Origin of the sequence: Microbacterium sp. GCM10027623, assembly GCF_042666935.1 — a bacterium.
Lineage (GTDB): Bacteria > Actinomycetota > Actinomycetes > Actinomycetales > Microbacteriaceae > Microbacterium.
In genome coordinates this window covers 1272500-1292824 of record NZ_JBHTHE010000001.1, presented here as the reverse complement: position 1 = coordinate 1292824, position 20325 = coordinate 1272500, and the positions used below count along the sequence as shown (strand labels likewise).

The window sequence follows — 20325 nt, the reverse complement described above, 5'->3', positions numbered from 1 at the left end:
GGCAGCCGCGGTTCAGCCGCGCGGTGCGTCGATCACGGACGGACCGTCGGGCAGCGCGCGCACGGTGAGCTGGGCGGGAATCTGCTCCTGCATCGCCTCGACGTGACTGATCACCCCCACCGTCCGACCGCCCTGGCGCAGCTCGTCCAGCGTGCGCATGGCGGTCTCGAGCGTGTCGGCATCCAGCGAGCCGAAGCCCTCATCGATGAACAGGGTGTCCAGGCGGATGCCGCCGGCTCGCCTGGTCACCACCTCGGCGAGTCCGAGTGCGAGTGCGAGGGACGAGAGGAACGTCTCGCCTCCGGAGAGTGAGCGTGCGGGCCGGGTCTGCCCGGTGAAGGCATCGAAGACGACGATGCCGAGGCCGGATGCCGCACCGCGTGCGGCCAGCGCGTCGGAGTGCTGCAGCTCGTAGCGTCCGGCCGACATGTCGCGCAGACGCAGGTTCGCGGCGGCGACGATCTCCTCGAGCTCGGCGGCCAGCACGAAGGTCTCGAGGTTCATCTTCCGGGTGTTGCCGGATCTGCCGGCGAGCGCATCGGCAAGCCCTCGCAGCACTTCGAACTCGGCCGTCTCGGCCGCGGATGCGGCGTACTCGGCTGCGGCGGAGTCCACGGTCGCCGTGAGGCTGCGCTGCACCTCGCGGGCGCGGCTGCCGGCGTCGACGGTGCGCTGCCATTCGGCCCGGGCAGCACCGGTCGCCTCTTCGGCCGCAGCCAGTTCGATGGGCTCGTCGGGGAGCATCCGCATCTCGAGGTCCAGCAGCAGCGCGCGCTCCTTGTCGCGGGCGACGCGATGCGCGGTGACGCGTTCGTCGAGCCGCGTGGTCTCGGCGTCGCCGAGGAGTGCCGCCTCGGCATCGGCGACGTCATCGAACATCGATTCCGCGATCGCCCGGTCGAGGTCGTCTCGCGCGATGCGCGCGCGCTCGGCCAGCTCGCGATGCTCCTCGATCGCTCCGGCAGCCGCTTCCGCCGCGGCGATCTGGTCCTGCATCTCGGCAAGACGTGCGGCGACACTCGCGTATGCGCCGCGCGCCGCGGCGATGGCGCGGTCGGCGTCTGCGATGCGCTGCTCGATGAGCGAGAGTGCGGTGCGGGCGGAGCCCAGGGACTCGGATGCGGCGGCGCGGCGCTTCTGCAGACCGGCGGCCGTCTGCTGCAGCTCCTCCAGCTGCGTCGCGAGCTGCGTCGCCCGTTCCGCGGCCGCGACAGCCGATGCGTGCGCTTCGCGTGCCGCAGTCACGTCACGGGACGCCTGCTCCGCTGTCCTCCCGGCGGAGCGCTCGACCGCGGCGGCGTGCGACGCCGTGAGAGCCGACAAGGTGCGGGAGGCCGCCCGCTCGTTCTCGGCCGCGGCGTCGCGCATCTCCTCTGCGGCGGTGATGTCGGCAGCCGAGACGGGGTCTGCGTGTTCGGCCGGAGCCGGATGCTCGGTCGATCCGCACACCGCACACGGCTCCCCCGTCGTCAGCGCGGATGCCAGCTCGCCGGCGTACCCGTCCAATCGGCGCCGACGCAGTCGAGCCAGCTCGGCCTGCGCGCGGGTGTGCGTCTCGGTGGCGTCGGATTCCGCGCGGGACGCCGCCTCGATCTCCCCGGCGAGCCGCTCCATCTCGATGGCTCCGGCGTGCCGCTGCTCCGCCGCTGTGAGGGCCTGCGCAAGCGTCTCCGCACGATTGCCGTCCCGTGCGGCGGCGTCCCTGTCAGCGGTGAGTGCGGCGATGCGCGCGGGCAGCGCCTCCTGCTCGGTTTCGAGGGCGACGATGGTGGCGGTCGCGGCGTCCACCGCGGCCGCGGCTTCGAGGCGATCGGACGCCCGCTGCTCAGCCGAGCGCTCGAGCTCGGCGGCGCCCTGCCAGGCCCCGCTCTCCCGCGTGCGGTCGGAGGCCCAGACACGGAAATGGACGATGGCGGTGTCGGCGCTGTCCGAGTCGCCGGTGCGTGCCGGGGGCACACCGGCGGAAAGGGCGGCGGCGATGGCATCGGCCTCGGCCTGCTCGGCGTCGGCGACGGCCGCAGTCGCTCGCGCGGCGCCGAGGATTCCGCTGCGCAAGGACTCGGCGGCCCGCGCGCGGTCGCGGCGCTCCGCGGCATCGGCGATCGCGTCGGACTCCGCCTCGAGCGCGGCGAGCGCCGCGCGGGCCCGATCCCGGTCGGCCTGGGCCTGACGCTGCTCCTTCAGCTCGGCCAGTGCCGCGTCTGCGGCCGCCAGCGCCTTCTCGGCCGCGGACCGCTCGGCTCCCAGCCGCTCGACCTGATAGTCGGCGCGGACGATCGCTCGACGGAGGCGCGCAATCCTGGCGTCCGCCGTGTCGGGGGCGGCAGCTGCGTCATCCCCCCAGAGCTCGGCGTCCTCGGCCGTGCGCTCGGCTTCGGCCAGTCGGGCGTCCACGGTGGCCCGGCGTCCGGTCAGCGCCTGCTCGGCGGCACGACGACGCTCGTCGAAGCGCGCTTGGTAGTCGGAGAACCGGCCGGTGCCGAACAGGCGGCGCAGCAGCGCCTGGCGTTCTTTGCTGTCGGCGAGCAGGAAGTCGGCGAACCTGTTCTGGGCGAGCAGGATCACCTGCAGGAACTGCTCCTGACTGAGCTGCAGGATCTCATCGAGCGCGTGGGCCACGTCGACCACACGCGCCGCGCGCCCGATCCACACCCCGTCGACGAGCTCTTCCAGGAGAGCCGACGGCGCCTGCGTGGTCGTGCCGCCTCCGCGCTTCGCTGGCCGCTCGTAGGCGGGCGAACGGGTGACGCGGTAACGGCCCGAGGCCGTGCTGAACTCCACGACCACCTCTGTCGGGTCGTCGGGTTCGCAGTGGTCGCTGCGCAACCGCTTCTCCCCGCCGTCGTATCGCGGGACGCCTCCGTACAGGCCGAAGCAGACCGCGTCCAGGATGCTGGATTTGCCCGCGCCCGTGCGACCGGCGATCAGGAAGATGCCGTCGTCGGCGAAGGCGTCGAACTCGACGATCTGGCGCGTGCGGAACGGCCCGAATCCGGCGACCTCGAGGCGATGCAGCTGCATCAGACGAGCGCCTCGGCGCGCACCCGATCCTCGAGCACGTCGCGGATGAGCTCCGCCTCGCGCTCAGTCGGGCCCTGACCGGCGCGCACGTGCTCGAGGAACGCCTCGATCCGGTCGGCGTCGGTGACCGCCGTGCGCAGTCGCTGCGCGTACGAGTGGACGGCCGCCGCATCCGCATCCTGTGGCTGGTGCTGCACCAGTGCGCAGAATGCGTAGCGCTCACGCAGCCGCCGCATCGGCTCATGCTGCGGGACGGCATCCGTATAGATCGCGCACACCCAGTCGTCGGCGTGCTGCCCCCGGTCGGCCTCGGAGAGGATCTCGTCGAGCGTGCCGGTCAGCGTCACCAGGCGGCGCGGCACCGGCAGTGCCAGCCATCGCGTGCTCGCCAGCCCGTCGGCGTCGAGGTCGACGAGCCAGGAGCCCCGCTCCTTATGCTGCTCTCCGAAGCTGTAGTGCAGCGGGGCGCCGCTGTAGTGCACGCGGTCGCCGAGCTGCTGGCGTCCGTGGATGTGGCCGAGGGCGACGTAGTCGGGTCCGTCGAAGACGCTCAACGGCACCATGTCGAGACCGCCCTGGCGCACTTCGCGTTCCAGACCCTGCGTGCTCTCCACGCCCACGGCGAAGCAGTGCGCGACGGCGACCGAGCGGCCCGCATGCACGGCCATGCCCTCGCGGACGAGGTCCATGGCATGCTTCATCACCTGCGCCTGCGTGCGCAACGCGGGTGCGCCCGTCTCGGCATCCGTCCAGTGCTGCCGGACGATGGCGGGCTCGAGGTACGGGATGCCGAAGACGTGCACCGGTCCGTGCTCGTCGTGGACCGTGACCGGCGTCGCGATCGCCCGCGGGTCGGTGAGCACGTGGATGCCGTCGCGCAGCAGTCCGGAGTGAAACCCGAGGCGGGCGGCCGAGTCGTGGTTGCCGCTGGTCATGACGACGGTGGCGCCGGTCTCATGCAGCGCGAGAAGCGTCTGATCCAGCAGCGTGTACGCGGATGCCGCGGGCGTGGCCGAGTCGAACACGTCGCCGGCGACGATCACCACGTCGACGTCGTTCTCGCGCACCTGCTCCACCAGCGCAGCCAGCACCTCGGCCAGCGCCGCGAGCGTCGAGTGCCCGTGGAACGTGCGGCCGATGTGCCAATCGGAGGTGTGCAGGATGCGCATGCCTCCACGGTAAGGAGGGTGTCCGACATCGCGACCGAGGCGTGCCGTGGCGGGCTCGGATGGGTGAGCTCGGACGGGTGCGTTCGGACGCGGAAGGGCAGACGCTCAGCGCCGGCGCAGCAGTCCGGCGTGCTCGGGATGCGCGTCGAACCAGTCGGCGACGTACCAGCAGACGGCATCCACGTTCCGGTCGCCCCGCGCCGCGATGTCGGCGACGGCGCCGGCGACCACCTCGGCCGCGTACCCGTTGCCGCGGAAGGCGGGAATCGTGAACGCCCGGGTGAGCGCGATGGTTCGTCCGTCGTCGCGGTAGTCGAGAACGCTGACCAGGACGCCGTCGTCGGTGAGCGTGTAACGAGACGCATCCTTCTCGTCGGTCAACGAGAATCGGGGGGAGCGGGCGGGAAGAGTCATACCGTCGACGTTACGCTGTGTGACGACCCCGGAATCGACACGTTTTGACACAGCGGGTCATGTTGGGAAATAATCAGCCGCATGACCACCAATGCAAGCCCTTTGTCCGCCCAGGAGGCGAACGGGACTGCCGGGATGATGATGCCCGGTCGCGTTGGCATGTGTTGCCGAATGTGTTGCTAAGGCGCAACCACGCAGTCTGACCTTGTTCTCCCTTCATCTTGAGGGACAGGTCTCTGAGCGCCCACCCTTCGCGCTCATCCCCCACCGGCTCATCCCGGTCATTCGTGCAACGCATTCGGAGCCCGCCGGCTCACATCCCTCAAGGATCATCATCATGTCGAACACCACCGTTCTCGATCGTCCCGTCACCGCCCCCGTCCGTCTCGTCTCGCCGGCGGACGCCGCCGCCGACCTGCCCTCGATCCGCTCTCCGCGCGGCTTCGCCCTCTACGTCGGAATCGACGAGATCAAGGCGGCAGGCGCCGGCGTCAGCCTTCCGCTTCTGGTGGACGCGCTGCGTCGCACGCTCGCCGAGCTCGCACCCGCCGCCGAGACCCACGCCACCGTCGCCCTCGCCCCGCAGTCGGCCGGCGGACGCGACCTCGACGTCGTGCGCCTGGCCCTGCACGAGCCCGGTGCCATCGCCCGCGCCCACGCCGCCGTCGAGGAGGAGAAGGACGAGGACGCCGGTGTCGTCGTCGACATCTCCCGCAAGCGGGTGCTGCTGGACGGCGAGTCCGCCGCCTTCACCTACAAGGAGTTCGAGCTGCTGCAGTACCTGGTGCTGCGCGAGGGTCGGACCATCGAGCGCTCGGAGCTCGTCTCGGCCCTGTGGCAGGCGTCGTCGCACGAGGACGCTCCCGGCGAGCGGACCATCGACGTGCACGTGCGCCGCCTGCGCGCCAAGCTCGGCCGCCATGAGGACATCGTGCGGACGGTGCGCGGCGTCGGCTACCGCTTCGACCGCCACGCGGACGTCTCGATCCGCTTCGGTCACGGCACCCCCTCTCCCGACCGCTTCTGATCCGGGCCGGTTCTGAGTCCGGGCCGGTCGCCGACACGGCCAATCCCTGTCAGCTCCCCGGCTGGATTCTGCCCGCGCTGCTGAAATCCCCGGCATCCCGCACGCGCTGTCCAATCCTGCCCGCGCGGCGCGAATACACGCCGCGGGAACCGAGAAGAGCAGCGCGAACGCCGGAATCGTCCGGCATCGCGGCTCACGCTGTCCAATCCTGCCCGCGCGGCTGAAATCCCCGGCATCCCGCACGCGCTGTCGAATCCTGCCCACGCGGGGCGAATACACGCCGCACAAACAGAGAAGAGCAGCGCGAACGCCGGAATCGTCCAGCATCCCGGCTCACGCTGTCCAAACCTGCCCGCGCTGCTGAAATCCCCAGCATCCCGCTCGCGCTGTCCAATCCTGCCCGCGCTGCGCGAAGACACGCCGCGGGAACCGAGAAGAGCAGCGCGAGGGCGCGTCAGTCGACTGTCGGCTGCGGCGCGTAGGGTTCTTGCATGACCCTGGTGACGGATGCTGCGCTGCGCGCACGCGAATCCGTCTACCGTCCGCGGCGCCCGCTCGACCTGATGCGCACCGTCGGGATGCTGCGGCGCGGCGGCACCGATCCGACGATGCTCATCGACGGCGGACGGATCTGGATGGCGTTCCGGACGGATGCCGGCATCGCCACCCTCTGTCTTCGCGCGACGAGTGAGGGAGTCCGCGCCGCGGCCTGGGGGCCGGGCGCCGCGGAAGCCATCGACGCGGTGCCGAACCTGTGCGGTGCGCACGACGATCCGAGCGGATTCGATCCCTCTTCCCATCCCGCGCTGGCCGAACTCGCGCGACGCAGTCCCGGCATCCGGATGGCGCGCACCGGTCGTGTCTTCGATGCACTGGCCTGCGCGGTCATCGAGCAAAAGGTGACCGGGATGCAGGCGTTCGGCGCCTGGCGGCACCTGGTGAGCCGTCACGGCGAGCGCGCTCCCGGCCCCACACCCCGTCCGATGTTCGCCGCGCCGCCCCCGGAGGTGTGGCGCGCGTTACCGTCCTGGGAGTTCCATCGCGCCGGGGTGGAGCCGTCGCAGGCGCGCACCATCGCCCGGTCGGCGATGCGCGGTCCCGCCATCGAGCGCGCCGTGCTGGCGGCATCCGGGGGCGACGCGTACAACCGGATCCTCACCAGCCTGCCTGGCATCGGCCCGTGGACATCGGCCGAGACGCGCATCCGCGCGCTCGGAGATCCGGATGCCGTCAGTGTGGGCGACTTCCATCTGGCGCACGAGGTCGGTTACGCCCTGACCGGCAGTCGCACCGACGACGATGGGATGCTGGAGCTGCTCGCCCCCTGGACGGGACACCGTCAGCGCGTCATCCGCCTGATCTTCTCCGCGGGCATTCCGGAGCCCCGTCGCGCTCCTCGCTTGGCACCGGAGGACCACCGCCGGCGCTGACACCGCACACGACGCCGGCAGCACGCGGCGTCAGTAGTACACGGCGAGCGGGCCGTGCGGCCCGGCGATCACCTGCACCGGCGTTTCGAAGACGCGGGTGAGCACCGTCTCGGTCATGATCTCGGCGGGAGAACCGAATTCGACGACCCTGCCGTCCTTCATCGCGCAGATGTGGTCGGCGTAGTGGGCCGCGAAGTTGATGTCGTGCAGCACGATGACGACGGTGCGACCCAGCTCGTCGGCGGCTCTCCGAAGCTGCGCCATCATCGTCACCGCATGCTTCATGTCGAGGTTGTTCAACGGCTCATCCAGCAGCACCACCTCGGTGTCCTGCGCGAGCACCATCGCGACGTAGGCGCGCTGGCGCTGGCCGCCGGACAGCTCGTCGAGGTAGCGGTCCTCCAGAGCATGCAGGTCGAGGAAGTCGATCGAACGGCTGATGATCTCCTCATCGGCGCGGTTCAGGCGCCCCTTCGAATAGGGGAAACGGCCGAATCCGACCAGCTGACGCACGGTGAGGCGGGTGATGAAGTGGTTCTCCTGTCGCAGGATCGAGACGATCCTGGCGAGGTCGGCGGATTTCGTGCTCGCCACGTCGTACCCGGCGATCTCGATCGATCCGGCATCCATTCCCATCAGCCGGCCGACCATGGTCAGCAGCGTCGACTTGCCCGCACCGTTGGGTCCGATCAGCGCGGTGACTCCGCCTTCGGGGATCACCAGGTCGACCGGCCCGATGGCGACGTCGGCGCTGTACTGGCGACGCACCTGCTCGATGGTGATCACAGTCGGCCCTTTCTGAGGATGACGATGAGGAACACGACGCCGCCGACGAGCTCGATGATGATCGAGACGACGCCCTGTGCATAGAAGACATGACGCATCAGGAAGTAGGCCCCCGCGATGATGCTGAACCCGGTCAGCACCGCGATCGGGAACACGTACCGATGGTCGTAGGTGTCGGCGAACTGGTAGGCGAGGGTCGCGACGAGGAAGCCGAGGAACGTCATCGGCCCCACCATCGCGGTGGAGGTTGCCATGAGCACGGCGACCAGCAGTAGCACGGTCATCAGCTCACGACGGTGGTTCACGCCGAGCGCGGAGGCGGCCTCGGCGCCCAGAGCCATCACGTTCAGGCGCCTGGCGCGCATCCACAGCAGCCCCGCCGCGACCGCGCACAGCGGGAGGGCGACCGGCAGGTAGGCCGGGTCGGCGTTGGAGATGTTGCCGAACAGCCGGGCGGCCAGCACGTCGAACTCGCTGGGCGAGAGGAGCCGCTGCATGAAGGTGGCCACCGCGCCGAGTCCGCCGCCGATGATGATGCCGATCAGCAGCATGACCTGCAGGTTCGCATAGCGACCGGTGAGCAGCCATCCGTAGAGCAGCATGGCCAGGCCCACCATGATCGCGATCTGCAGTGCGAACTGCCACAGCCCCTGCACGGCGATGATGCCCGCGATGCCGAAGAAGTAGACCGAGGAGGTCTGCACGGCGCGGTACAGCGACTCGAAGCCCAGGATGGACGGCGTGATGATGCGGTTGGTCGTCACGGTCTGGAAGGCCACGGTGGCGACCGCCTGGCAGACCGCCACCAGCAGCATCACGATCACGCTGGTCAGGCGTCGCTCGGCGATCAGCCAGAAGCCCTTCGAACCGACGGGCATGGGGTTGTCCCAAGCGAGCAGCCCGATCGCGAACCCCGCCGAGAGCACGATCAGGGTCGAGAGGATGATGACGTACCGGCGTCGCGCGCCGGGTGCGGACAGCGGGCCGGACAAGCGCGCGGCCGGCTCCGGCATCCGGCTCTCGACAGCCCTAAGCACGGCGGCGCTGCCTGAGCAGGAGGGCGATGAAGACGGCGGCGCCGACGACGCCCAGGATCAGCGAGACGGGAACCTCGAAGGGCATGATGATGGTGCGTCCGATCAGATCGCAGACGGTCACGATTCCTATGCCGAGCAGACACACCCAGGGCAGGTTGCTGCGCAGGTCGTCGCCGCGGATCATCGATACGATGTTGGGCACGATGAGTCCGAGGAACGGCAGGTTGCCCACCACGACCGTCACCACGCCCGTGACGACGGCGATGAGCGCGGTTCCGAGCAGGATGACGCGGCCGTAGTCCACGCCGATGTTCGTGGCGATCTCCTCGCCGAGACCCGCGACCGTGAGGCGGTCGGCGACGATGAAGACGATCACTCCGACGACCGCGACGATCCACAGCATCTCGTACTGACCGCGCAGCACCGAGGTGAAGCTGCCCGCGAACCACACACCCAGACTCTGCAGCATGTCGGTCGCCAGGGCGAAGTACGTGGAGACGGCGCCGACCACCGCGCCCAGCATGATGCCGATGATCGGGACGATCAGCGACGATCGCAGGGACACCCGCCGCAGAACCAGGAAGAAGACCATCGTCCCGACGAAGGCGAAGACGACCGCGGCGGTCATCCTCAGCGGGATCGACGGCTGCGGTACGAGCACCATGACCGCGAGCAGTCCGAGTCCCGCCCATTCGGTGGTGCCGGTGGTCGTCGGCTCGACGAAGCGGTTCTGCGTGAGCAGCTGCATCACCAGACCGGCCATCGCCATGGAGGCACCGGCGAGCATGAGGGCAACGGTACGGGGGATGCGCGTGATCTGGAACATCTCGCCACCGTCCGGTGCACCGGTGACGTCGTAGACGCCGGTGAAGAGCGAGAGGAGCAGCAGCGCGGCGACGACGAGGATGCCGATGAGCAGCTTGACGTCGAACAGCCGTCCGGCGGTGGCGCGGGACGGCGAGGCGGGCGCGGTGACGGTCATGAGGTGCGACGCGGATCGGTTCGGCGGCGGCATCCCGGCTGAGGATGACCGCCGCCGGATCGTCATTTCTCGGCGTTCTCGAGTGCGTCGGCGAAGTCGTTGAGGAACGTCGTGTAGGTCTGGATGCCCTCGTTGGTGTACGTGTCAGCGGGCATGTACACGACGTGCTCGTCCCTGATCGCGTCCACGGAGGCGAGCGCCTCGGAGTTCACGAGGATCTCGGCAGCCTGCACGTAGTCGGCGTCGTCGGCGGCCACGGCGGCGTCGCGGTCCATCACGAGGATCCATGCCGGGTTGGATTTGGCGATCGCCTCGACGGAGATGTCATCGCCCTGGTGATCGTCCGTGGCGTCCTCGACTTCGAGCGCGGGAGTGAGGCGGAGCAGGTCGAAGATCGGGCCGAGGGTGCGGCCGACGGTGGGGGCGATGTAGCCGATCTCGCCACCGGAGGTGTTCACGGCCATCACCGTGTCGGCAGCGTCGTAGGCGGCCTTGGCGCGCTCGACGGCGGATTCGAAGTCGGCGACGAGCTCGTCGGCCTCTGCCTCCCTGCCGAAGATCTGACCGAGCACGGTCACCTGACGCTTCAATTCGGCGTCGAACGGCTCGCCGTCGCGCGGGTCCAGCTCGATGATCGTGGCGTCGGGAGCCAACGCCGCGATGTCGCCGTAGTACTGCGCGAAGCGCTGTCCGTTGATGATCAGGTCGGGCTCGGCCGCCACGAGTGCCTCGAGGTCGGGCTCGCGGTGATTGCCCAGATCGATGATCGACTCGTCGTCCTTGTAGGAGTTCGTGGCCGGCATCAGAGCGCGAGCCGCGGCGCTGAGATCGATCCCCCAGTCGGCGAGAGTCTGGAACGTGCGGTTGTCGGTGGCGACGACGGATGCCGGCGACAGCGAGACCTCATGCGTTCCGTGATTGTCCTCGACGGTCACGGTGGCGGCTGCCGGCTTGTTCTTCCCTGCTTCGGCGGCCGGCTGCGATGCGCAGCCGGCGAGGGCGAGGACGCTGACGAGGCCGATGGCGCTTCCGCCGAGGATTCGGGGCACGGACATGGAGGGTCTCCTGTTCTGCAGAGGGGTGGCGCTGTCTTGCGCGAGGCCGGGTTAGGCAAACCTAACCCGGCTCCGGAAATTAGGTTAGCCTTACTTTATGACCGACGTGAAATCCGGGTTCACCAGAGAACGCCGCGGCCTCGACCTGCACTTCCGCTCCGTAGAACTCGCCAGCCGAGACTGGCTCACTCCGGACTACGTGCGCGTGCGCCTGCAGGGCGCCGATCTGGAAGGCTTCGACTCCCCGGGCGCCGACGATCACCTGCGCCTGTTCTTCCCCGACGGCCCCGTCGCCAGCACGACGGAGATGCGTGCCGCGCCGAGCCGGGAGTACACCCCGCTCGCCTGGGGGCCGGACTGGCTGGACGTCGAGTTCGCCGTGCACGGCGCCCAGGGCATCGCCGCCCCCTGGGCGGCAGCCGCGCCGATCGGCTCGGTCATCGGCGTGGGAGGCCCGCGCGGATCGGCCGTGATCTCCGGCGAACCCGACGCCTGGCTGCTCATCGGCGACGAGACGGCGATTCCTGCGATCCGTCGGTTCGCCGCGATGATCCCCGCCGGAACTCCGGCGCGGATCGTGCTGGAGGCTCGCTCGAGTGAGCACGAGGTCGCCGTCGAGGCGCCCGTCGACGTGGAATGGCTGCACCGCGGGGACGCACCCGCGGGCTCGGCACTGATCGCCTTCCTCCACGGGCTCGGCTCGACGGATTCTCCGGGTCGCGACCCGTTCTGCTTCATCGCCGCCGAGCAGCAGATCGTCAAACCCGGCCGTGCGCTGCTGGAGCGCTGGGGCGTGGACGCGGCGAAGTCCGTCGTGAAGGGCTACTGGAAGCGGGGCGAGCAGGAGTACCACGCACCGCACTAAGCGCCACCATGTCCGTCCGGGATCACCATGACTGTCCGCCATGGGACTTTGATCACCTGCGCGCAGATCGGCGCGCCCCAGCAGATGATTCGCGAGCGCCGCGCCTGACGGCGCGCTGACGCTCGTCCATCGCGCGCCGTCTCCGGATGCATTCCGCACCCGGAAGCGCGGCTCCACGCATCCCGCGGCCGGTTCCCCAATCGGCGTCCTTCCGGGTGCTCCATCACTCCAGGAGCAACCCATGCGTTCCCTTCACGGCGGCCGACACGAACTCGGCCAGAGCTTCCTCGTCCACACCCCCACTCTCCGAGGCATCCGCGGCCTGGTCGCCGAAACCCACGGCCCGATCCTCGAGCTCGGTCCCGGTGACGGCGCCCTCACCGCGCAGCAGTGGGAAGTCGCCCGCAAGCGGGCCGGCGTCGGTGGCGTGACGATGATGACGGCGCAGACCGCGCCATGGTACGAGTTCACACTGCACGGACGCGTTCCTGCGCACCGATTCCGGCCGATGCCGTCGGTCGACGGCGGCATCCTGAGCCCTGCGCGATGGGCCGCGCTCTGGAGCGCGCTTTCGCACAGCTGAGGCCGGGCTCCGCGGTCCTGCTCCCGCACGAGGCGCGCCACGACGAGCGCCACGCGCGGGAGCGCCGCTCGTGCCCCACTGCGAACGGGCACGCCGCATCCCGAGGAGAACCCCTTGCCGATGCCGGTCGCCGGTCGCAGACTGTAGCGAACCGGCGATGACGTCGGCGTGCGACCGGAAGGTGATCTCATGAGCATCCTCAACCCGTATCTGTCGTTCCACGACAACGCGCGCGAGGCGATGACGTTCTACCAATCCGTTCTCGGCGGCAAGCTCGATCTCGTCGAGTTCTCGTCATTCCCCGACATGCCGCAGGACCCCGCCGACGCAGGCAAGATCATGCACGCGTGGCTCGCGACCGACGATGGCATGGTGCTCGCAGGCTCCGACACCCCCACCGGCATGGAGTACCAGCCCCCGCAGGGCATCTCGGTATCCGTCAGCTGCGACGAAGAGGACCGGGCGCAGGCGATCTGGGACGGACTCGGCGCAGGCGGGACGGTCACCATGCCGTTCGAGACACCGCCCTGGGGCGGCAGGTTCGGCATGCTGATCGACCGCTTCGGAGTCGCGTGGATGGTGACGGCCGACGCCGACTGACGACCTGAGTGCCTGGCCGTGCCGGCTGCCGGCACGTGTCTGATGTCCGCGGCATCCGGCACACTGTGGTGATGGCGAAATTCGATCACCTCGGCATCACCGTCGATAACGTGCCGCGCGCATCCGCGCAGTTCAACCCGGTCTTGGAGGCGCTCGGATACGTTCGCGCGCACAATGCCGAGGACCACGCGTACTGGCGTCGCGACGACGAACCCGAGATCCTGCTGTATCCGTCCCGCGAGACAGGCACCGGTCCGCACGTGCACGGTCGGGTCGGCTGGCAGCATCTCGCCTTCGCGGTGGAGTCGCGCGACGAGGTGGACCGGCTTCATGCGATCGCCCTCACCGCGGGCTGGAGCGACGTGCGCGCGCCCAAGGAGTATCCGCGGTTCAGCCCGCGGTACTACGCCTGCTTCGTCGAGGACGACAACGGCATCCGTCTGGAGATCATGCACAACCCGCCTCGCGAGACGGACGGCTGAGCGCCCGCGGGAAGCTGGTGAGGCCGCACGCCCTCCGCGCTATGTTCGTGTAGCGACGCCTCTCGCCATCCGGAGGCGCGACCGGAAGGACCGATGAACGAGCTCACGCGAGCCGCGAAGGGCCGCAGCAGCCTCCTCGTACGGGACGGAGTCGGTGCCGCCCTCCTGATGCTGTCATCCCTGCTCCCGCTGGGCGTCGCCGGCCTGCGACTCGGCGAACTGCACCGCGATCTCCCCCTCTGGGTGCGGGTCGTCCTGGTGGCGGCGCAGACGCTCCCGCTCGCCGGGCGGCGCGTGCTGCCGGCCTCCACTCTGGCCATGGTCGGAACGGGATTCGCCGTGACCCAGGCCCTCGGCGCCGAAACGGGCCTCGCCGGGCTGGGCCTGCTGATCGCGCTCTACTCCTGCGCCGCCTACCTGCCGCGCGGACGAGTCGCGGTCGTCGGCGGGTGTGCCGCCGCGTACCTCATCCTCGTCGCGGTGCTGATCGCCGAGAACTCTTCGGAGCGCCCCATCGATTGGGTGACGTTCCCCGTCGTGCTGGCCGTGCCGTGGGTGGCCGGGGAGCTCATGCGCCGCGGGCGCACTGCAGCCGCTGCCGCACTGGAACGCGCCGCCGCCGAGGCGGATCGCGCCGCACGCTCTCTGCTCGCCCGCGACCTGCACGACATCGTGACGCATCATGTGACCGCGATGGTCGTGCAGGCGGAGTCCGCCCCTTATCTCCCCGGGACACCCGAGGGCGCCGCCGACCGAGACGCGATACTCGCGTCCGTCGGTTCGACCGGACGACTCGCGCTCACCGAGCTCCGCTCCCTCCTGGGGACGATCGACCCGGATGCCACGGCAGGAGCCACCGAGCTCACCGCCGCCGACACGATCTCACGGATGGTCGACAGGATCCGAGAGACCGGCTATCCGATCTCTCTGCAGACCATCGGCCCCGTCGAGGAGATCCCGCCCGAGATCGCCCGCGTCATGCGGACGGTCGCCCGCGAGGCCGTGACGAACGCGATGAAGCACGCGCGCGGTGAGGCCGTGGGGCTCGTGGTCCGCACGACTGCGAGCCATGCGGAACTGATCATCGCGAACGCCGTATCGGCCCGCACACCACCACCCGCTGCGGGCAGAGGCACAGCCGGCATGAGGGACTCCGTGGCCGATTCCGGAGGCGCTTTCACTGCCGAGGCGAGAGCCGGACAGTACACCGCGACCGCGAGGTGGACCCGATGAACGGGACCAGTCGCGTGATCATCGCGGACGATCAGGCGCTCGTGCGCGACGCGTTCTCACGCGTGATCGGCTCGCAGCCGGACTTCGATGTCATCGGGGTGGCGGAGGACGGCCGCGAGGCGGTCGAGCTGGCCGTCCGGGAGGCACCTGACCTGATGGTGATGGACGTGCGGATGCCTCGGCTCGACGGCATCGCCGCCACCGCCGAGATCCTCGCGTCGAGCGAGCAACCCCCGCACGTGCTCGTGGTGACGACCTTCAACCTCGACTCCTACGTGTACGAGGCTCTGAAGTCAGGAGCAAGCGGATTCCTCCTCAAGGACGCCCCACCCGAAGCGCTGCTGGATGCGCTGCGAACCGTGGCCAGGGGCGATGCGCTCATCGACCCTGCGGCGACCCGCGCACTCATCGGGAGGTTCGGCGAGCGCATCCGACCGGCGTTCACCGATGGCGGGCGCCTTCGCACGCTCACCGCGCGCGAGCAGGAGACCCTCGCCCATCTCGCCGAAGGGCTGTCCAACGCCGAGATCGCGCAGGCCATGACCATCGGCGGCGAAACGGCCAAGACCTACGTGTCACGGGTGCTCCTCAAGCTCGGGCTGCGCGACCGGGTGCAGGCCGTCGTCTTCGCGCACCGCGCCGGAATCACCGACCGTTGACGCCTGCACGACTGCACGCCGGTCCAGGCGTCGCTGCACGCCGGTGTAACTGTCCACCTTTGGGGGAATCGCCGGCAGACACGCGTCGTTAGGTTCGAAACGCGGCCGAAATGCGGCCGCAGCCCCAGAAGCGGAGAGCAGCAATGACCTCGTCCACCGTCCCCGAATCCGAGAAGCCCGGCATCATCCGCCGGATCTTCGCCTTCCCGCTCGTCTGGTTCGTGATCGGCGCGGTCGTGATCATCGCCGTCGATCAGGTGGTCAGAGTCGCCGCCTCCGGCTTCGGCACTCCGATCCGCATCATCGCCTCGCTCGTGAGCGCCGCACTCGCGATCTGCATCTACGTGCTGACCATGCGGCTGCTCGCGCGGCGCGGGACGCCCGAACTGCGCGGGTCGGTCGCTCGAGAGATCGTCCTCGGCGCGGCGATCGGCGCGCTCTTCGTCATCGTCTCGGTGCTGATCATCACCGCCCTCGGCGGCTACAGCGTGCAATGGCATCCGATCGACGCCCTGAACACGGTGTCGCTCGCGATCGCGTTCAACTTCGGCGTCGCGATCGTCGAAGAGCTCGCATTCCGCGGTCTGGCGCTTCAGGCGATCGAGAAGCTCGGCGGCCCCTGGGTCGCGATCGCCGTCACCGCGTTGCTGTTCGGCGGTGCGCACCTTCTGAACGCGAACGCCACCCTCTGGGGTGCCTTCGCGATCGCCCTCGAGGCCGGTGTGCTCATCGGTGCAGCCTTCGTCTGGCGGCGCAGCCTGTGGTTCGTCATCGGTCTGCACTTCGCGTGGAACACGCTGGTGAGCCTGCTCGGGATCCCCGTGTCGGGCAACCGCAAGCCCGGACTCTTCACCACGACCACGCACGGCCCCGACTGGCTGACCGGCGGAGCGTTCGGAATCGAGGCGTCCGTGGTCACCGTCGCCGTAGGCGTCGTCTTCTCCGCGGTGATGATCATCGCCGCGGTGCGCGCGCGTCGCGTTCAGCGCGTCGAGCACGTCAAGCCCGTGCAGGCCTAGCGGCGTCGCCGTCACCGCTCAGTCGGCCGGATGCCGCGCGCGCCGCAGGCTCTCCTCGAGTTCGTCGCGCGACATCCCGTCCACCGACCGCATCCACATCGGGGTGCCCGCTGCGCTGCGCCACGATTCACTCAACGGGCTGTTGTCGACGGCGTCGAAACCCAGGTCGTCGTAGAGGTCGCGGACGACCTCGACGGCGTGGGGGTGATCGCTGGACACGGCCAGCGCTCTGCGCTCGGGATGCCCCGCCGGCCGTGCCAGCCGGACCAGCGCCGGGAGGAGGTCACTCGGGACGCGGACCTGCGGACGCGCGTGGAACTGCACGTGACTGAACGCCTTCACCAGGTACGCACCCGGCAGCTGCTCCTGCCGCAGCTCGTGGACCGTCTTGCGACCTGCGTCCACGAGAGGGAATCGACCGTCGCGCCAGGACATGTAGTTGTTGTTGTCGATCACGACCTTCCCGGCGAGTTCGGTGACCGGGAGCCGATGGTGCGGCGCGTACGGGAAGGCGAGGAACACGATGTCGCCCGCAGCCGCCGCCCCCGCCGCCCACGCCGCGCGTGCGCGCGGTCCCAGCTCCCGCACCGCACCGGCCAGGGTGTGAGGGTCGCGCGAGTTCGCGATCACGACGTCGTAGCCGGCGTCCACCGCCGCGCGAGCGAACGTGCCGCCGGCCTGGCCCGCGCCGAGGACACCGATCGTGGTCATCGCTCGGCCCCCGCTGCGGTCGTACCGAACCGTTCCGGTGTGGGTTCACTGGTCATCATTCTGCTCCTTGCCCCGTCCGCGGCGGATCAGTGCGGACATCTCTGCCGACCGTACCGACTCGCCTCTCCCGTAGTGAGAGCCCCCCGCAGCCGGTGGTCCGCGGGGGCCCCTCTCACGGGATCTCAGAACCCCGCACGCCACTCCCGGATGATGGCCGCGACCTCGTCGAAGTGCGACTCGAGCAGGAAATGTCCGCCGTCGAGGAGTTCGACGCGCGCGTCGGTCACATCCCGCTGGAATGCTGTCGCGCCCGCCGGGCCGAAGATCTCGTCGTTGCGGCCCCACACGGCGAGGACCGGGATCTGCGCCGCTCGGAGCCATTCCTGCAACTGCGGATAGAGCGGACGGTTGCTGGCATAGTCGGTGAAGAGGGCGAGCTGCGCGAGGTCGATGCCAGGGCGACTCATCAGTGCGATGTCGTGCTCCCACGCATCGGGATCGACGGTGGACGGGTCGGGCACGCCGTGGGTGTACTGCCATTCGATCGCCTCGCGGCTGAGCGCGTACCGCAGGGCCTGCTCGGTGTGCGATGTCGGCGCCGTGCTGTGCTGCCAGATCGGCGCCCAGAAGTCGGGCACGAAACCGTCCTCGTACGCGTTGCCGTTCTGCGAGATGATCCCCTCCACCGAGTCCGGATCAGCGAGCGCCAGCCGCCAGGCGATGGGGGCGCCGTAGTCGTGGACGAACACGGTGAACCGTGTGACCCCGATCTGCTCCAGGAATCGGCGCGTGATGCGCGCCAGTGAGTCGAATGTGTAAGCGAAATCGTCTACTGACGGAGCCGCGGAGCGCCCGAACCCGATGTGGTCAGGAGCGACGACGCGGTACCGGTCCGCCAGTGCCGGGATGAGGTGCCGGAACATGTGCGAACTGGTGGGATAGCCGTGCAGCAGAACGATCACCGGCGCATCGGCAGGTCCGGCTTCCCGGTAGAAGACGTCGAGTCCGTCGACGGATATGGTGCGGTGGTGAACCGTGGGCATGACTAACTCCTAAACTTGGCTATAGTGGTTAGTGGGTAACCTAGCACAGCAAGACGACCAGAGGGCAAGGGGCGACACATGGCGACGATCGAGGATGAGGACCTGCTGCTCGCGGTGCTGAACAGCGCCCCGATCACCCACGGGGTGCGCAGAGATCAGCTCGACGGGGAGAGCCGGTGGGAGCTCGCAGAGCACTTCGGAGGCGTGGGCACCACGACGGAGCAGACAGCGCTGCGGAGCGCCCGGGATGCACTGCAGGCCCTCATCCGCGGCGACCACACCGCCACTGCAGCCCTCACAGAGCTCCTCACCGCGGTGTCGTTGTCGCCGCGTCTCGACACCGAGGGCGTCGACTGGCGATTGGAGGCGCCGCCCGAGCACCGGCTCGCCGCTCGGGCGATACTCGCCTGGTCACGCGTACGTCGTGAGGCGCCCGGTCGCCTGCGCCCTTGCGCCAACGCGGAGTGCAACCTCTTCCTCGTCGATCACAGCCGGCCCGGGACGGCGCGATGGTGCTCGATGGCGACGTGCGGCAACCGCATGAAGGCCCGCGCGTACGCGACCAGAGCGCGCACCACGAGCTGAATCCCGACGGCCGACGCCTGTCAGGCACCTCCCGACGCTGCCGACCGAGGCGAGCTGCCCGCGACCCGCGGAGCATGGTGGCAGCCGTTCTGAGCGTGAGGCGGCGGAGCCAGACGGGACGAGGGGCAGACGGTCGTGCGGTCACCGCCCCTCGTCCGGCGGCCGTCAGCGATCGATGCCGGTGTACACCGTCTTCTCCCAGGTGTAGAACTGCGTGGCCGTGTGGCCCTGCTCCCGGAAGGTGTTCGAGGACGAATCCTTGATTCCCCCGAAAGGCACGTGCAGATCCAGGCCCGAGGTCGGACGGTTGACCTTCACCACACCCGCCTGTACACGATCGGTGAAATCGGTCGCGTGCGCCAGACTCGTCGTGCAGATGCCTGCGGTGAGTCCGTATGGCGTGTCATTGACAGCGGCCAGGCCGGACTCGTAGCCGTCGACGTCCATAACGGCGACGATCGGTCCAAAGATCTCCTCGGCCGCGAGGGGCGAGGAGTGCGCGACGTCGGTCGCGACGACCGGGCCGAAGCGCAGTCCGTCGGGAATGCCGTTGCCATGCAGCAGCGTGGCGCCCGCCGACACCGCAGCCTGCACGGCGTCGGCATCCTGCTCCAGCTGCGGCCCGCTGACGACGACACCCATGCTGGTGGCGGGATCCAGTCCGTCCCCCGGCGCGAACCTCCCCGCCGCCGCGGCGAGTTCACGCAGGAATGCTGCGCGGATCCCGGGTGTCACGTACACCCGCGACGTAGCGGTGCACGCCTGTCCGGTGAGGGAGAAAGCGCCCGCCGCGACGACCGCCGCCGCTCGCTGTGCGTCCGCATCGTCGAGCACCAGGACGGCGTTCTTCCCGCCCATCTCCAGCTGAGCTCGCGCCCGACGCGCGTTCAATGTCGCCTGCAGGCCGAGTCCGACGGCAGTCGACCCCGTGAAGGACAGCCCGGCGACGCGCGCATCCTCCGCGAGGAACTGCCCGACGACGCGACCAGGACCGTGCACCACGTTGAACACTCCCGCCGGGAGGCCCGCCTCCTGCAGAGCCCTGGCGAGGTGGGTCACCGACATCGGGGTGAGTTCGGCGGGTTTGATCACCACGGCGTTGCCGCTGATCAGTGCGGGCGCCGTCTTCCATGCCGGGATGGCGATGGGGAAGTTCCACGGCGTGACGAGGCCGACCACGCCGAGCGGCTGCCGACGGGTCTGCACCGTCGTGTCGGCCAGGGCGCTGTCGAAGGTGGACCCCGTCGCGGACCAGCCGGCAGCGCCGAAGAACTGGAACACGCCGATCGCCCGACCGACCTCCCCGGTGGCTTCGGCGATCGTCTTGCCCTCTTCGCGCACGAGGTCGCGTGCGATGTCGGCTTGTCTGCTGCGCAGAATCTCCGCAGCGCGCAGGAGGACCGCCCCCCGAGCGGGCGCGGGGAGGGCGGCCCACGCAGGCTGAGCGTCCACGGCTGCGGAGACGGCCGCATCCGCGTCGGCGGCGGTACCGCTCGGGTACCTGACGGCGATCTCGCCCGGGCGGGCGGGGTTCTCGCGCTCCCTGTCCGCGCCACCGAGGAACTCGCCACCGATCAGGTGCTGCGCCAGTGCTGTCTGTGCCATTCGTCTACATCCTTCCGTG

19 protein-coding genes and 1 pseudogene are annotated in these 20325 nt (G+C 69.6%); 10 read left to right on the top strand and 10 right to left on the bottom strand.

Features of this window, described 5'->3' with window-relative positions; genetic code table 11:
* Window positions 1-12: 12 nt before the first annotated feature.
* The 3 genes from ACFQY2_RS05865 to ACFQY2_RS05855 form a co-directional block, all read right to left on the bottom strand.
* On the bottom strand, window positions 13-3021 hold the full coding sequence (locus ACFQY2_RS05865) for an AAA family ATPase (protein ID WP_378744717.1): 3009 nt from the start codon (window positions 3019-3021) through the stop codon (window positions 13-15).
* Entirely contained in the window at window positions 3021-4190 is a 1170-nt protein-coding gene (locus tag ACFQY2_RS05860; RefSeq protein ID WP_378744716.1) for an exonuclease SbcCD subunit D, read from the bottom strand. The genes ACFQY2_RS05865 and ACFQY2_RS05860 overlap by 1 nt, the downstream gene beginning before the upstream one ends.
* A gap of 105 nt (window positions 4191-4295) precedes the next feature.
* Window positions 4296-4604, bottom strand: coding sequence for a GNAT family N-acetyltransferase (locus ACFQY2_RS05855; protein ID WP_378744715.1), 309 nt, complete (start codon window positions 4602-4604; stop codon window positions 4296-4298).
* Between the two features lie 337 nt (window positions 4605-4941).
* Between ACFQY2_RS05855 and ACFQY2_RS05850 the strand changes: the two genes are divergently transcribed.
* Window positions 4942-5631, top strand: coding sequence for a winged helix-turn-helix domain-containing protein (locus ACFQY2_RS05850; RefSeq protein WP_378744714.1), 690 nt, complete (start codon window positions 4942-4944; stop codon window positions 5629-5631).
* A gap of 491 nt (window positions 5632-6122) precedes the next feature.
* On the top strand, window positions 6123-7061 hold the full coding sequence (locus tag ACFQY2_RS05845) for a DNA-3-methyladenine glycosylase family protein (RefSeq protein WP_378744713.1): 939 nt from the start codon (window positions 6123-6125) through the stop codon (window positions 7059-7061).
* 30 nt (window positions 7062-7091) lie between these two features.
* Here the strand turns inward: ACFQY2_RS05845 and ACFQY2_RS05840 are convergent, their stop codons facing one another.
* From ACFQY2_RS05840 to ACFQY2_RS05825, 4 genes are all read right to left on the bottom strand, one after another.
* Window positions 7092-7847, bottom strand: coding sequence for an ABC transporter ATP-binding protein (locus ACFQY2_RS05840; protein WP_378744712.1), 756 nt, complete (start codon window positions 7845-7847; stop codon window positions 7092-7094).
* Window positions 7844-8860 (bottom strand): iron chelate uptake ABC transporter family permease subunit, encoded by a 1017-nt coding sequence (locus ACFQY2_RS05835; protein WP_378744711.1) that lies wholly within the window; start codon window positions 8858-8860, stop codon window positions 7844-7846. The genes ACFQY2_RS05840 and ACFQY2_RS05835 overlap by 4 nt, the downstream gene beginning before the upstream one ends.
* Window positions 8861-8876: 16 nt before the next feature.
* On the bottom strand, window positions 8877-9866 hold the full coding sequence (locus tag ACFQY2_RS05830; protein ID WP_378744710.1) for an ABC transporter permease: 990 nt from the start codon (window positions 9864-9866) through the stop codon (window positions 8877-8879).
* Window positions 9867-9928: 62 nt separating this feature from the next.
* A complete protein-coding gene (locus ACFQY2_RS05825) occupies window positions 9929-10921 on the bottom strand; it encodes a siderophore ABC transporter substrate-binding protein (protein ID WP_378744709.1) in 993 nt (330 codons plus the stop codon).
* Window positions 10922-11018: 97 nt separating this feature from the next.
* Between ACFQY2_RS05825 and ACFQY2_RS05820 the strand changes: the two genes are divergently transcribed.
* The 7 genes and pseudogenes from ACFQY2_RS05820 to ACFQY2_RS05790 all read left to right on the top strand — a co-directional run bounded on the left by ACFQY2_RS05820 (window position 11019) and on the right by ACFQY2_RS05790 (window position 16362).
* Complete coding sequence (locus tag ACFQY2_RS05820) at window positions 11019-11786, top strand: siderophore-interacting protein (RefSeq protein ID WP_378744708.1); 768 nt, start codon at window positions 11019-11021, stop codon at window positions 11784-11786.
* 241 nt (window positions 11787-12027) lie between these two features.
* Window positions 12028-12321 (top strand): annotated as a pseudogene (locus tag ACFQY2_RS05815) (23S ribosomal RNA methyltransferase Erm); the annotation flags it as partial.
* Between the two features lie 237 nt (window positions 12322-12558).
* The gene (locus ACFQY2_RS05810; RefSeq protein WP_378744706.1) at window positions 12559-12969 is read left to right on the top strand and encodes a VOC family protein; all 411 of its coding nucleotides are present in this window, start codon (window positions 12559-12561) and stop codon (window positions 12967-12969) included.
* 71 nt (window positions 12970-13040) lie between these two features.
* Window positions 13041-13451: a VOC family protein gene (locus ACFQY2_RS05805; protein ID WP_378744705.1), complete on the top strand. Its 411-nt coding sequence runs from the start codon at window positions 13041-13043 to the stop codon at window positions 13449-13451.
* 93 nt (window positions 13452-13544) lie between these two features.
* Window positions 13545-14684, top strand: a complete 1140-nt coding sequence (locus ACFQY2_RS05800; protein WP_378744704.1) for a sensor histidine kinase — start codon at window positions 13545-13547, stop codon at window positions 14682-14684.
* Window positions 14681-15343, top strand: coding sequence for a response regulator (locus ACFQY2_RS05795; RefSeq protein WP_378744702.1), 663 nt, complete (start codon window positions 14681-14683; stop codon window positions 15341-15343). The genes ACFQY2_RS05800 and ACFQY2_RS05795 overlap by 4 nt, the downstream gene beginning before the upstream one ends.
* Before the next feature lie 143 nt (window positions 15344-15486).
* Window positions 15487-16362: a CPBP family intramembrane glutamic endopeptidase gene (locus tag ACFQY2_RS05790; RefSeq protein WP_378744701.1), complete on the top strand. Its 876-nt coding sequence runs from the start codon at window positions 15487-15489 to the stop codon at window positions 16360-16362.
* An 18-nt stretch (window positions 16363-16380) separates the two neighbouring features.
* Here ACFQY2_RS05790 and ACFQY2_RS05785 read toward each other — a convergent pair whose 3' ends face one another.
* Both ACFQY2_RS05785 and ACFQY2_RS05780 read right to left on the bottom strand, forming a co-directional pair.
* Entirely contained in the window at window positions 16381-17073 is a 693-nt protein-coding gene (locus ACFQY2_RS05785; RefSeq protein ID WP_378744700.1) for an NADPH-dependent F420 reductase, read from the bottom strand.
* A gap of 182 nt (window positions 17074-17255) precedes the next feature.
* Window positions 17256-18116 carry an alpha/beta fold hydrolase gene (locus ACFQY2_RS05780; RefSeq protein ID WP_378744699.1) on the bottom strand — a complete coding sequence of 287 codons (861 nt, stop codon included), beginning with the start codon at window positions 18114-18116 and terminating at the stop codon, window positions 17256-17258.
* A gap of 78 nt (window positions 18117-18194) precedes the next feature.
* On the opposite strand from ACFQY2_RS05780, the gene ACFQY2_RS05775 reads away from it, so the two are divergent.
* Window positions 18195-18701 carry a CGNR zinc finger domain-containing protein gene (locus tag ACFQY2_RS05775; protein WP_378744698.1) on the top strand — a complete coding sequence of 169 codons (507 nt, stop codon included), beginning with the start codon at window positions 18195-18197 and terminating at the stop codon, window positions 18699-18701.
* A 165-nt stretch (window positions 18702-18866) separates the two neighbouring features.
* Here the strand turns inward: ACFQY2_RS05775 and ACFQY2_RS05770 are convergent, their stop codons facing one another.
* Window positions 18867-20306, bottom strand: coding sequence for an aldehyde dehydrogenase family protein (locus ACFQY2_RS05770; protein ID WP_378744697.1), 1440 nt, complete (start codon window positions 20304-20306; stop codon window positions 18867-18869).
* Window positions 20307-20325: the final 19 nt, after the last annotated feature.

Excerpts from the sequence above, each read along its gene's own strand:
- ACFQY2_RS05820 (WP_378744708.1), top strand. The coding sequence starts at position 11,019 with ATGACCGACGTGAAATCCGGGTTCACCAGAGAACGCCGCGGCCTCGAC.
- ACFQY2_RS05855 (WP_378744715.1), bottom strand. The coding sequence starts at position 4,604 with ATGACTCTTCCCGCCCGCTCCCCCCGATTCTCGTTGACCGACGAGAAG.
- ACFQY2_RS05850 (WP_378744714.1), top strand. The coding sequence starts at position 4,942 with ATGTCGAACACCACCGTTCTCGATCGTCCCGTCACCGCCCCCGTCCGT.
- ACFQY2_RS05835 (WP_378744711.1), bottom strand. The coding sequence starts at position 8,860 with ATGCCGGAGCCGGCCGCGCGCTTGTCCGGCCCGCTGTCCGCACCCGGC.
- ACFQY2_RS05825 (WP_378744709.1), bottom strand. The coding sequence starts at position 10,921 with ATGTCCGTGCCCCGAATCCTCGGCGGAAGCGCCATCGGCCTCGTCAGC.
- ACFQY2_RS05810 (WP_378744706.1), top strand. The coding sequence starts at position 12,559 with ATGAGCATCCTCAACCCGTATCTGTCGTTCCACGACAACGCGCGCGAG.
- ACFQY2_RS05775 (WP_378744698.1), top strand. The coding sequence starts at position 18,195 with ATGGCGACGATCGAGGATGAGGACCTGCTGCTCGCGGTGCTGAACAGC.
- ACFQY2_RS05800 (WP_378744704.1), top strand. The coding sequence starts at position 13,545 with ATGAACGAGCTCACGCGAGCCGCGAAGGGCCGCAGCAGCCTCCTCGTA.
- ACFQY2_RS05770 (WP_378744697.1), bottom strand. The coding sequence starts at position 20,306 with ATGGCACAGACAGCACTGGCGCAGCACCTGATCGGTGGCGAGTTCCTC.
- ACFQY2_RS05860 (WP_378744716.1), bottom strand. The coding sequence starts at position 4,190 with ATGCGCATCCTGCACACCTCCGATTGGCACATCGGCCGCACGTTCCAC.
- ACFQY2_RS05780 (WP_378744699.1), bottom strand. The coding sequence starts at position 18,116 with ATGCCCACGGTTCACCACCGCACCATATCCGTCGACGGACTCGACGTC.
- ACFQY2_RS05830 (WP_378744710.1), bottom strand. The coding sequence starts at position 9,866 with ATGACCGTCACCGCGCCCGCCTCGCCGTCCCGCGCCACCGCCGGACGG.
- ACFQY2_RS05795 (WP_378744702.1), top strand. The coding sequence starts at position 14,681 with ATGAACGGGACCAGTCGCGTGATCATCGCGGACGATCAGGCGCTCGTG.
- ACFQY2_RS05785 (WP_378744700.1), bottom strand. The coding sequence starts at position 17,073 with ATGACCACGATCGGTGTCCTCGGCGCGGGCCAGGCCGGCGGCACGTTC.
- ACFQY2_RS05865 (WP_378744717.1), bottom strand. The coding sequence starts at position 3,021 with ATGCAGCTGCATCGCCTCGAGGTCGCCGGATTCGGGCCGTTCCGCACG.
- ACFQY2_RS05790 (WP_378744701.1), top strand. The coding sequence starts at position 15,487 with ATGACCTCGTCCACCGTCCCCGAATCCGAGAAGCCCGGCATCATCCGC.
- ACFQY2_RS05805 (WP_378744705.1), top strand. The coding sequence starts at position 13,041 with ATGGCGAAATTCGATCACCTCGGCATCACCGTCGATAACGTGCCGCGC.
- ACFQY2_RS05845 (WP_378744713.1), top strand. The coding sequence starts at position 6,123 with ATGACCCTGGTGACGGATGCTGCGCTGCGCGCACGCGAATCCGTCTAC.